Raw genomic sequence first — 12,551 nt, forward strand, 5'->3', positions numbered from 1 at the left:
TGTTTAGTTGATTAATTTTTTAGCTTGTCCAGACCAATCATCACGCTCTGCTCTTCCTGGGAAAGAACCTGTAATGCTGTCTAACAAATCATATTCGTTTTTTGTCATTTTACTAACTTGAAGGAATGTATAAATACCTATGCTATTTAATACTTCTTCCATTTTAGGACCAATGCCATTTACTTTCTTTAAATCATCAGCAGTTTGAGTAGCCGGATCGAAAGCACCAATGCTTCCTAATAGGTTACTTACTTTTTCTGAGTTATCTTCAGTAGAAGGAATCGTTTCTTTTACTTCAGCCACAGGCTTAACAATTGCATTACCTGATGTTCTTGCATCTGCTCCTGTTCCAGCTAAACTATCGCCTCTTTCTCTAATGTTTTTATAAAGTTCTCCAGATGACTTTAAAATTGTTTTAACCTCTGCTTGTGCAATTACTGGGAAGGTTCTAGAGTATAATAAGAATAGTACAAAGAAGAATCCTATAGTTCCAATAAAAATTCCAATATCTACAAATGTAGGTGAGAACATAGTCCATGAAGATGGTAAGTAATCTCTGTGTAACGACGTTACAATAATTACAAAACGCTCAAACCACATACCTACGTTTACAACAATAGAGATAAAGAAAGAGAACATAATACTTGTTCTTAATTTCTTGAACCACATAAACTGCGGCGAGAATACGTTACAAGACATCATCATCCAATATGCCCAAGCATAAGGACCAGTTGCTCTGTTTAAGAAAGCGTATTGTTCGTACTCAACACCAGAATACCAAGCAATAAATAACTCTGTAATATAAGCTACACCAACTATAGAACCTGTAATCATAATTACAATGTTCATTAACTCGATGTGTTGTACTGTAATATAATCTTCAAGGTTACACACTTTTCTCATGATAATAAGAAGTGTATTTACCATGGCAAATCCTGAGAATACCGCACCTGCCACAAAGTATGGCGGGAATATTGTTGTATGCCAACCAGGAATAACAGATGTTGCGAAGTCAAAAGATACAATAGTATGTACCGAAAGTACTAATGGCGTTGCTAATCCTGCAAGTACCAATGATACTTCTTCAAAACGTTGCCAATCTTTTGCACGACCAGACCAGCCAAAGCTTAATAAAGCATAGATTTTCTTTTGAAACGGTCTAATAGCTCTATCTCTTAGCATAGCAAAATCTGGTAATAAACCTGTCCACCAGAAGACTAACGACACAGATAAATACGTAGAAATTGCAAATACATCCCAAAGTAAAGGCGAGTTAAAGTTTACCCATAATGAACCAAATTGGTTTGGTATAGGTAATACCCAATACCCTAACCATGGACGACCCATGTGAATAATTGGGAATAAACCAGCCTGTACAACAGAAAATATTGTCATTGCTTCTGCAGAACGGTTAATTGCCATTCTCCATTTTTGACGGAACAGTAATAGTACAGCAGAAATAAGTGTTCCTGCGTGACCAATACCAACCCACCAAACGAAGTTAGTAATATCCCAAGCCCAACCAACGGTCTTGTTTAAACCCCAAGTTCCAATACCTGTAGATACTGTGTATAAAATACATCCAATTCCCCAAAGGAAAGCTACTAACGAGATACCAAAAACTATCCACCATTGCTTGTTTGCTTTTCCTTCTACAGGTTTGGCCACATCCACAGTAACGTCGTGGTATGATTTTTCGCCTGTAACTAAAGGTCTTCTAATAGGTGCTTCGTAATGAGACGCCATAATTATATAATTGATTCTTTAATTAAATTTATGCTTCAGTTGTATTTCTCACTTTAGTATGATACTGCACGTTAGGCTTAGTACCAACACTTTCTAATAAATGATACATACGGTCATCTTCTTTAAGTTTTGCAACTTTAGAAGCTTTATCGTTGATATCTCCAAATACCATTGCTCCACTACTACAAGCTGCAGAACATGCTGTTTGGAATTCACCATCTTTAATTTCTCTTCCGTCACGTTTTGCATCAAGAATAGTTTTCTGTGTCATTTGAATACACATAGAACATTTTTCCATAACACCACGAGAACGTACTACAACATCTGGGTTTAATACCATACGACCTAAATCGTCGTTCATATGATAATCAAACTCATCGTTACCATTGTACAAGAACCAGTTAAAACGACGTACTTTATAAGGACAGTTGTTTGCACAGTATCTAGTACCTACACAACGGTTATACGCCATATGGTTTTGACCTTGACGACCGTGCGATGTCGCTGCCACAGGACAAACGGTTTCACAAGGTGCGTGGTTACAATGCTGACACATTACTGGTTGGAAAGCTACCTGAGGATTATCAGCAGCTTGCTCCATTTCTCCAAATCCACCTAAAGATCCGTTATCTCCAAATAATCCAGAGAACCCCTCTTTTTTAGCATCATCTCCTTCAAATGTATCATCAGAAGAATAATATCTATCAATACGTAACCAGTGCATATCACGGCTACGACGTACTTCACTTTTACCAACTACAGGTACATTGTTTTCTGCATGACAAGCTATAACACAAGCCCCACATCCTGTACAAGAATTTAAATCGATTGATAGATTGAAGTGATGCCCAATTGAACGATCAAATTCATCCCATAAATCTACATCTGGAGAAGTTACTGGAGTTTCCTTGTGGTTTAATGAAACCGTAGGAACCTTATTCCAAACATCTCTATCTGCTGTATTAAATATCTCTAAAGTTGTTTCTTTAATAATATCGCCACGTCCCATTAAGGTGTTGTGTAACTGTACTGAAGCAAATTCATGCTCACCGGCAGCTAACTCTACTGATACGTTTTGTACATTACTAAAGTTATGATATAATGCATAGGCGTTAACTCCTGTTTGCATTTCTTCTTTTAAACCTAATGTTTTACCGTAACCAAATGCTAATCCAACAGTACCTTTAGCTTGTCCTGGTTGAATCATTACTGGCACTTTTAAAGACGCTCCATTTACAGTAACATTGGCATAACTACCATTTAATGCACCGTTAGCAACGTGTTTATTCATTAAACCTAATGCATCGGCATCGGCTTTAGACACGGTTAAATAGTTATCCCAAGATGCTCTTGTTAAAGGATCTGGAAACTCTTGTAACCATGGGTTGTTGGCTTGTTGTCCATCACCCATACCAACTTTGGTATATAAGGTTAACTCTAAACCACCGTTTGATTTTGCAGAAGATGCTAATGCTCTAGCTGCATTTCCTGAAGGTACTCCGGCAGAAGCTTCTGCATTTGATGTATCTTCAGTTTGTGTAGCAATAGTTCCAACAAAAACACCATCGTGTAATGCTTTGTTAAACGACCCACCACTTAAAATTCCAGTACCCCAAGTATCTTTAATATAATCATGGTAAGAAACACTATTTCCTGTCCACTTTAATAAACATTCTTGAAACTGTCTTGTATCAAATAAAGGACGTATTGTAGGTTGCGTTAAACCATAGTGTCCTTTTTTAATTTCAACATCACCCCACGATTCTAAATAATGTGGTGCTGCTGCTATATATTGTGCTTGCGAAGACGTTTCGTCTACTTTCATAGAAAACGCTACAGACAACTCTACTTTCTTTAATCCTTCAGCAAAATCTGAAGCATTTGGTAAGGTATAAATAGGATTTACACCACTCATTATAATAGCTCCAACACGACCAGCTTTCATATCGGAAACCAATTTAGCCACGGCAGCATCGCTACCTTGTCTTGTTTTAATTGGAGTCGATTTATCAAAAGCCTTACTACCTAGAGCTTCGTTTATTTCTAAAACAACTGTTTGTGCATTAACATCTTGAATACCTGTTACTACAACTCCGTTGCTTCCTGCTTTTTTAAGTTGAGAAGCCGCTTTTTTAACAGCATCTTCTACTTTTTCAGGTAGGGTTCCTGAAACAGATCCACCAACTACATAGCTATATAATTTAGCTAAAGCTAACTTTTGTTCTGTAGGCGTTAATGGTACACGCTTATCGGCATTAGCACCAGTAAGGGACATGTTCGATTCAAACTGAATATGTCTTGACATTTTGCCATCTTTTGGCGCCTTGTTTTTTGCATAACCAGAATCAAATCCGCCACCTTGCCAATCTCCTAAGAAATCTGCACCAATAGAAACAATTGTCATCGCCTTAGCAAAATCGTAATTTGCTAATCCGCGCTCTCCATATTTAGCTTGGTAAGCATCTAATGCAGCAGATTCTGAAACAGAATCGTAAACTACATGACTTACATTACCATATTTTTCTTTAAATTCTGAAATTAACTTACTAGTAGATGGGCTTGCAAATGTTTGTGTTAACAACACAATATTTTTATTAGCCGCAGCAACGTTGGTTAATTTTTCGGTAGTTTCAGAATCAAAATCGCTCCAAGAAATAGCAGCATCGCCTTTCTTAGGACCTTGAACTCTTAAACTATCATACAATCCTAAAACCGAAGCATTCACTCTAGCATTAGCACTACCATTGGTAGCTGCCATCGTATTATTTTCAATTTTAATTGGACGACCTTCACGCGTTTTTACTAAAACACTAGCAAAATCGAAACCATCTGCAATTGTAGTTGCATAGTAGTTAGCAACACCAGGAATAATCTCTGTTGGTTGCACTACATAAGGAATAGATTTTTTTACAGGCCCTTCACAAGCAGCTAAAGAAGCCGCAGCAGTACTGAACCCTACATATTTTAAGAAATCGCGACGCGTTGTAGATGTTTCCTCCAAGGTTTCTTTATCACCTAAAAATTCATCAGTAGGAATTTCAGCTACAAACTCGTTTTGTTTTAGCGTCTCAACAATAGAGCTATTTTCGTTTAGCTCTTCAACACTTTTCCAGTATTTCTTGTTTGATGACATATTATATAATTGAATTACTTCTTAATTTTTATTTAATGTTTTCCGCTTTCGCGGCGAGAAAAACTACTTAATTAGTAGTGACACTTACCACATTCTAGACCACCCATTTGAGCAGCTGTTAACTCATCGACACCATACTTTTTAGATAACTCTTCGTGTATTTTAGTATAGTAAGCATTATCTTTTACATCAATGTTAGTTTCTCTGTGACAGTTAATACACCAGCCCATAGTTAAAGGCGCATGTTGGTACATAATTTCCATCTCTTCAACAGGACCATGACAAGTTTGACACTCTACACCTGCAACAGTAACGTGTTGTGAGTGGTTAAAATAAGCAAAATCTGGTAGATTATGAATACGCACCCATTTTACTGGTTGAGAATCTCCTGTATATTTTTGCTCGGCATCATCCCATCCTGCAGCTGCATATAACTTTTTGATTTCGCCATCATAAAATTCTTTAGAATACTCTGGAGACGTTTCGCCATTATACTCATAAATTGACTTATGACAGTTCATACAAACATTTAACGAAGGAATACCCGATGTTTTACTTACTCTTGCAGAAGAGTGGCAATACTTACAATCGATTCCGTTATCACCAGCATGTATTTTATGTGAAAAATGTATTGGTTGCACTGGTTGGTACCCTTGATCTACTCCTATTTGAGATAAATACCCGTACACAAAGTATGCACTAGATAATAAAAAGAATATAGCGACAACCAGCATTAAAAACTGATTTTGAACAAACGCTTTCCATAACGGTGTTCTATTTGAAGCCTCTGGCAAATCAATACCCTGTGCTCCTGCAAAACGACGTAATGTTTTATTTACTAAATACAATCCTGCAGCTAAAAGCATAAACAAGATTGCCAAGGCACCTAAAATAATTTCGTTTGAAATACCTCCAGAATTTCCACTAGTCGCTTCAGTTCCTCCAACTGGAGTAGCTGCTTGCGCAGGCGCTTTCTTTTCTTCGGCTGTGTAAGCCAAAATGTTGTTTATATCATCATCCGACAATTGAGGAAAAGCAGTCATTGCAGCACCACCAAACTCGTCGTATACTTTTTTCGCATAAGCATCGCCAGATTTAATAAGCCCCGCACTATTACGAATCCAAGCTTGAATCCAAGTACGATCTAAACCTTGCTCGTCACTTAATCGCGCCTCTACGTTACGTAAAGCTGGCCCTGTCATCTTTTTATCTAGTTGATGACATGCTGCACAATTAGCATTAAATAATGATTTTCCTTTTGCTGGGTCTCCTTCCTGAGCAGAAAGAGCCGTTGTAAATGCTAGTAAAAAAACTAAGCTTAAACTAAGAAGGTTTGTGCTTAATTTACGGTGAATCACCTTTCTCATATTGTTGGTCAAATTAACTTCTAAACTTTGGTATGATTTTTTCATTACTATAAATGGAAAAATGCAGTTAAAAAAATCTCTCGCAAAAGTAATATTAAAAGTCGATTTTAGAAATGTTAGTGAACTGTTAATTGATAATTTAGAGGGATTCTAAATAAGAAAAAGAGCCGCATTTAAGTTTATAACGTATACATTTGTATAAAATTTAATAAACTATTACTATTATTAAATCTACAGACCCTCTATTACTAGATGATTATAAATAAGTTACACAATAAAAAGAATACAAGCATGAAACCATTGAACCTGAAAAATAAATTTTTAAGCCTTATATGTTTTGTTTTACTATCGACATATAGTTTTTCTCAACAAGGCAATGTTGCCATAAATCAAGACAAACATATTACCGTTTTATTGGATTTAAAGAAAGAATTAAACAAAGATGAAACTAGCTCTGAGCGTTATAAAATTCAGGTTTATTCTGGCAACAGAGCCGGTGCTTACAGTGCACAAGAGGAGTTTACAAGCGCTTTTGGCAGTTGGCATCCATCTATGCAATACGAAACACCAAACTTTAAAATTTGGGCAGGAAACTTTAGAACACGATTAGAAGCAGACCGCGCTTTAAAGAAAATTAAAACAAAATTTCCTCATGCCTTTATTTTTAAGCCTAAGAAATAAAAAACCACGTTATAATAACAAAAAAAGAGCGACCAAATGGTCGCTCTTTTTTTATATTCAAGTTAGTAAACTATATGGTTTACTTTAACTTCTTTTTAACCTCTACTTCGTGGAAAGCTTCAATTACATCGCCCTCTTTAATATCGTTGTAGTTTTTAATTTGCATACCACAGTCGTAACCCTTAGTTACTTCTTTAGCATCATCTTTAAATCGTTTTAACGATGTTAACTCGCCTGTATAAACAACCACACCATCACGTATTAAACGAATACCGGCATTACGTGTTATTTTACCATTGGTTACCATACAACCTGCAATAGTACCAATTTTAGATACTTTAAATATCTCTCTAATTTCAGCTGTACCAAGTATTTCTTCTTTCAGCTCTGGAGATAACATACCTTCCATAGCGTCTTTAAGATCGTTAATAGCATCGTAAATAATAGAGTATGTACGGATATCAATTTCTTCTTTATCGGCAATCATTCTTGCGTTTCCTACTGGTCTCACATTAAATCCTACAATAATAGCATCTGAGGCCGAAGCTAATAACACATCACTTTCTGTGATGGCTCCAACACCTTTATGTAAAATATTTACTTGAATCTCTTCAGTAGATAATTTCTGGAATGAATCTGTTAAGGCTTCTACCGAACCATCAACATCACCTTTAAGGATAATATTCAGCTCTTGGAAATCACCTAATGCAATACGACGTCCAATTTCATCTAATGTAATATGACGTTGTGTTCTAACCGATTGCTCACGTTGTAATTGTGCACGTTTAGAAGCAATTTGTTTAGCTTCACGCTCGTCTGCAAATACATTAAACTTATCACCCGCTTGTGGTGCCCCATCTAAACCTAAAATAGATACTGGTGTTGAAGGTCCTGCCTCAACAACATCATGTCCTCGCTCATCATGCATGGCTTTAATTTTACCACTATGCTGACCCGCTAACACGTAATCTCCCACTTTTAATGTTCCTGCTTGTACTAATATAGTTGACACATATCCACGACCTTTATCTAGGAAGGCTTCTACTACAGTTCCAATAGCTGGTTTATTTGGGTTTGCTTTAAGCTCTAATAACTCGGCTTCTAGCAATACTTTTTCTAATAATTCTTTTACTCCTGTACCTTTTTTAGCTGAAATATCGTGAGATTGTACTTTACCACCCCAATCTTCAACCAATAGGTTCATTTGCGCTAAGCCTTCTTTAATTTTTTCAGGGTTAGCGGCTGGTAAATCTATTTTATTAATAGCAAAAACAATTGGTACTCCTGCAGCTTGCGCATGCGAAATAGCCTCTTTTGTTTGCGGCATAATATCATCATCGGCAGCGGCTACAATAATAGCAATATCGGTAACTTGAGCACCACGAGCACGCATTGCTGTAAAGGCCTCGTGACCCGGTGTATCTAAGAACGCTATTTTTTGTCCGTTTTCTAACTCAACACCATAAGCACCAATGTGCTGCGTAATTCCACCAGACTCTCCTGCAATTACATTTTCTTTACGTATATAATCTAGAAGTGATGTTTTACCATGATCGACGTGACCCATCACCGTAACAATTGGTGCACGCGTTTTTAAGTCTTCTGGTCTATCAACTACTTCTTCAATAGATTCTTCAATATCTGCAGTAACAAACTCTACTTGATACCCAAATTCTTCGGCTACGATAGATAATGTTTCAGCATCTAAACGCTGATTCATAGTTACCATCATACCAAGCGACATACAAGCAGAAATAATTTGCGTAACGCTAACATCCATCATAGTTGCCATTTCACTAGCCGTAACAAATTCTGTTACTTTTATGATTTTGCTTTCTGCTGCTTCGATTTGTTGATCGATTTCAGTTTGCTCTCTATGCTTATCTCTTTTATCTCTTCTGTTTTTAGCACCGCGCCCTCTGTTAGATTTACCTTGAAGTTTCTCAAGTGTTTCGCGCACTTGCTTTTTAACATCTTCTTCTGAAGGTTCTTCTTTTACAACATTACGACGACCTGCTCCTGCACCTGGTTTTCCTCTAAATCTGCTATCTCCTCCTCCAGGTCTTGCACCGCCACGGTTATCTTGTGGTGCTCCAGCTTTACTAATACGACGACGTTTTCTTTTATTGGCGTCTCCTGCTTTGGCAACTGGTTTCTTTTCTTCTTTCTTCTTTTTAGGCTTATTAAACTGCGATAAATCAATTTTATCTCCTGCTATTTTAGGCCCTGTAAGTTTTTTGTATTGCGTTTCTACCTTTTCCTCTGGCGTTACCAATTCGCCATCTACTACCACTTGTTTAAGTTGTGGTTTAGCAGGACTTTCTTCTTTTGGTTCCGACTTAGTTTCAGGCTTGTTTTCTGCTTTAGGTGTTTCCTTTTTTACAGGTTCTTCCTTTTTAGCTTCAACTTTAGACTCCGCTTTAGGCGTTTCATTAACCGCTTTAGCAACCTCTTTTTTAGGTTCGGCAGGCGTTTCATCGGCTTTCTTTTTAGGATCTAAATCTATTTTTCCAACAGTTTTAGGTCCTGAAAGTTCTGCAGATGCTTTAACTACTTCGTCTTTTCTAGCTTTTTCTCTGGCTTCTTGTGCTTTTTGCTTAGCTTCTAATTCTTTTTCACGTTTAATACGTAAATCTTCCTTTTCCTTTAGCTTTGCTTCGCTTACTGCTTGAGACTTAACTTTTTTATTAGCATCTGTTTCAAATTCTCCAGACAAGAGATTATAAGTCTCCTGAGAAATTTTTGTAGTTGGACGCTTCTCTATTTCTACGCCTTTAGAATCTAAAAATTCTACAGCGCGATCTAGAGAGATGTTAAGCTCGCGTAATACTTTATTTAATCTAATTGTTTCAGCCATAAATCGCCTTTAAAATACTCAAATATATGTATTATACCCTTTCGGACATAATGAAAATGCAAATCTGCACTTTTTATTTACTAATCTTCAAATTCTTCTTTAAGAATTCTAATAACATCTTGGATGGTTTCTTCCTCCAAGTCGGTTCTCTTAACAAGGTCTTTAACGTCTTGTTCTAATATACTTTTTGCAGTGTCTAAACCTGCTTTACTAAACTCTTCAATAATCCAGCCTTCAATTTCGTCTGTAAACTCACGTAACTCAACATCTTCTTCTGCGCCTTCTCTAAATACGTCGATTTCGTAACCCGTTAATTGACCAGCTAAACGGATGTTATGACCACCTCTACCAATAGCTTTACTTACTTCTTCTGGCTTTAAGATAACCTCGGCACGTTTTGTTTCTTCATTTAATTTAATTGAAGTTACACGTGCAGGACTTAATGCTCTAGTAATAAATAATGGCAAGTTATTGGTGTAGTTAATAACATCAATATTTTCGTTACCTAACTCACGAACAATACCGTGAATTCTAGACCCTTTCATACCAACACAAGCCCCAACAGGATCTATTCTATCATCATAAGAATCGACTGCTACTTTTGCTTTTTCGCCTGGTATTCTTACCACATTTTTAATAGTAATTAAACCATCAAAAACTTCTGGAATTTCTTGTTCAAATAATTTTTCTAAGAACTTAGGGGAACTTCTAGACATGATAATAGTTGGTTTTGCACCTTTAAGCTCCACACTATCAATTACACCTCTTACATTATCTCCTTTTCTAAAGAAATCTGAAGGTATTTGTCTGTCTTTTGGAAGTACAATTTCGTTACCTTCATCATCTAACAAAATTACTGCTCTATGACGAATATGGTGTACTTCGGCTGTATAAATTTCTCCTACTAAATCTTTAAATTGCTTATAAATTATAGTATTATCGTGCTCATGGATTTTAGAAATTAAGTTTTGACGTAATGCTAAAATAGCACGTCTACCTAAATCGATAAGCTTTACTTCTTCAGATACATCCTCACCAACCTCAAAATCAGGCTCAATTTTACGAGCTTCAGTTATTGTAATTTCTTGATTAGGCTCCTCAACTTCACCATCGGCAACAACAACTCTATTTCTCCATATTTCTAAATCGCCTTTATCTGGATTTACAATAATATCAAAATTATCATCATCTCCAAATTTCTTTTTTAAGGCACTTCTAAATACATCTTCTAAAATTGCCATTAACGTTACTCTGTCAATTAGCTTATCATCTTTGAATTCTGAAAAAGATTCAATTAACGCGATATTTTCCATAACTCTTTAAATTAAAATTTAATCATAACTTTTGCTTCTACAATATTTTCGTAAGGAATATTAATTTCCTTTTTAACAGTTACTTTGCCTTTACCAACTGGTTTAGGCTCTCTAACTTTCCACTCTAATTTGATATTATCTTCGGTTGCTTCGGTAAGTGTGCCTTCAATCTCTTCAGAGCTCGTTCTTACGCTTAGCGTTCGTTTAATATTTTTTTTATACTGGCGTTTGTGTGTTAAAGGTGAAGCTGCTCCTGCCGACATAACTTCTATAGAAAAATCATACTCCTCTTCATCTAAACTATGCTCAATGGCTCTGCTTATAAAAATACAATCTTCTACTAAAACCCCATTGTCGCCATCTATAATGACCTTAATATGATTTTCTGTATTTACCGAAAAATCTATTAAAAACAAATCTGGACGTTCTAGTAACGCCGCCTCCAGTAACTCTTTTGCTCTCTTTTTAAACATTTTTAGTATAAAAAGAGGGGACTTTACGTCCCCTCATATCTTTAATTCCGCCTTTCAACGATGCAAATATATAATATTTTATTGATTTTTAAAGGAATATTTCATAAATTTAGATACACCACAACTTCTAAATTATGAAAAAAATACTTGTTCCTACCGATTTTTCTGATCAGGCCGAAAACGCCTTAAAAGTAGCTGCACAACTAGCTAAAACTCATAATGCAGAAATTTACTTGCTTCACCTTATTGAAATGCCTTTGCACGAAGTTGATGCCATGAGTACGCAAAGCGAGTTGCCTGAAGCTATGTTTTTTATGAAATTAGCGCACAAGAGGTTTGAATCTATTTTAAGAAAACGATACCTAAGCGATGTTGTAGTGCACGAAACCGTAGATTTTAACGAGATTTTTAAAGGCATTTTTCATAATTGCAAAAAGTACGATGTAGACCTAATTGTTATGGGCTCTAACGGTGTTAGCGGATTACGAGAAATGCTCATTGGAAGTAATACCGAAAAGGTAGTTAGAACCTCCGAAATACCGGTACTTGTTGTTAAAAAAGAACATGAAACCTTTAATGTATCTAACTTTGTTTTTGCCTCCGATTTTAAAGATGAAAGCAAAGAAACTTACAAAAAGGCCATAACGTTTGCCAAAAAGTTTAATGCCAAACTACATTTGTTAACGGTTAATACGCCTAATAAATTTATGCCTTCGGAAGTTACTAGTAAACGCATGCAGGACTTTGTATCGTCGGCAGATTTTGATAACTACACCCTAAACACCTATAACGATGTGACCATTGAAAAGGGCATTATGAATTTTTCTGAATCTATTGGTGCCGATTTAATTGGTATGAGCACCCATGGTAGACAGGGTATTTCGCATTTTTTTAATGGCAGTATTAGTGAAGATTTGGTAAATCATGCCAAACGCCCAGTAGTTACTTTTAAAATTTAGTAACTAAAACCACCACGCCGTA

General features: G+C 36.2%; 8 protein-coding genes. 2 read left to right on the forward strand and 6 right to left on the reverse strand.

What is annotated here, in order from left to right:
* Window positions 1-3: 3 nt before the first annotated feature.
* From BMY96_RS02395 to BMY96_RS02405, 3 genes are all read right to left on the reverse strand, one after another.
* Window positions 4-1,746: a helix-hairpin-helix domain-containing protein gene (locus BMY96_RS02395; RefSeq protein WP_092848575.1), complete on the reverse strand. Its 1,743-nt coding sequence runs from the start codon at window positions 1,744-1,746 to the stop codon at window positions 4-6.
* A 28-nt stretch (window positions 1,747-1,774) separates the two neighbouring features.
* Window positions 1,775-4,879 carry a TAT-variant-translocated molybdopterin oxidoreductase gene (locus BMY96_RS02400; protein WP_092848577.1) on the reverse strand — a complete coding sequence of 1,035 codons (3,105 nt, stop codon included), beginning with the start codon at window positions 4,877-4,879 and terminating at the stop codon, window positions 1,775-1,777.
* Window positions 4,880-4,950: 71 nt separating this feature from the next.
* A complete protein-coding gene (locus tag BMY96_RS02405; protein ID WP_092848792.1) occupies window positions 4,951-6,246 on the reverse strand; it encodes a c-type cytochrome in 1,296 nt (431 codons plus the stop codon).
* A 291-nt stretch (window positions 6,247-6,537) separates the two neighbouring features.
* Here BMY96_RS02405 and BMY96_RS02410 point away from each other — a divergent pair, with 291 nt between their 5' ends.
* The gene (locus BMY96_RS02410) at window positions 6,538-6,927 is read left to right on the forward strand and encodes an SPOR domain-containing protein (RefSeq protein ID WP_092848580.1); all 390 of its coding nucleotides are present in this window, start codon (window positions 6,538-6,540) and stop codon (window positions 6,925-6,927) included.
* A gap of 79 nt (window positions 6,928-7,006) precedes the next feature.
* Here BMY96_RS02410 and infB read toward each other — a convergent pair whose 3' ends face one another.
* From infB to rimP, 3 genes are all read right to left on the reverse strand, one after another.
* Complete coding sequence (gene infB / locus BMY96_RS02415; RefSeq protein WP_092848582.1) at window positions 7,007-9,784, reverse strand: translation initiation factor IF-2; 2,778 nt, start codon at window positions 9,782-9,784, stop codon at window positions 7,007-7,009.
* Between the two features lie 80 nt (window positions 9,785-9,864).
* A complete protein-coding gene (gene nusA / locus BMY96_RS02420; RefSeq protein WP_092848584.1) occupies window positions 9,865-11,097 on the reverse strand; it encodes a transcription termination factor NusA in 1,233 nt (410 codons plus the stop codon).
* A gap of 11 nt (window positions 11,098-11,108) precedes the next feature.
* The gene (gene rimP / locus BMY96_RS02425; protein WP_092848586.1) at window positions 11,109-11,570 is read right to left on the reverse strand and encodes a ribosome assembly cofactor RimP; all 462 of its coding nucleotides are present in this window, start codon (window positions 11,568-11,570) and stop codon (window positions 11,109-11,111) included.
* 134 nt (window positions 11,571-11,704) lie between these two features.
* Here rimP and BMY96_RS02430 point away from each other — a divergent pair, with 134 nt between their 5' ends.
* Window positions 11,705-12,529, forward strand: a complete 825-nt coding sequence (locus BMY96_RS02430) for a universal stress protein (protein ID WP_092848589.1) — start codon at window positions 11,705-11,707, stop codon at window positions 12,527-12,529.
* The last annotated feature ends 22 nt before the right edge of the window (window positions 12,530-12,551 follow it).

Origin of the sequence: Algibacter pectinivorans, from assembly GCF_900112595.1 — a bacterium.
Lineage (GTDB): Bacteria > Bacteroidota > Bacteroidia > Flavobacteriales > Flavobacteriaceae > Algibacter_B > Algibacter_B pectinivorans.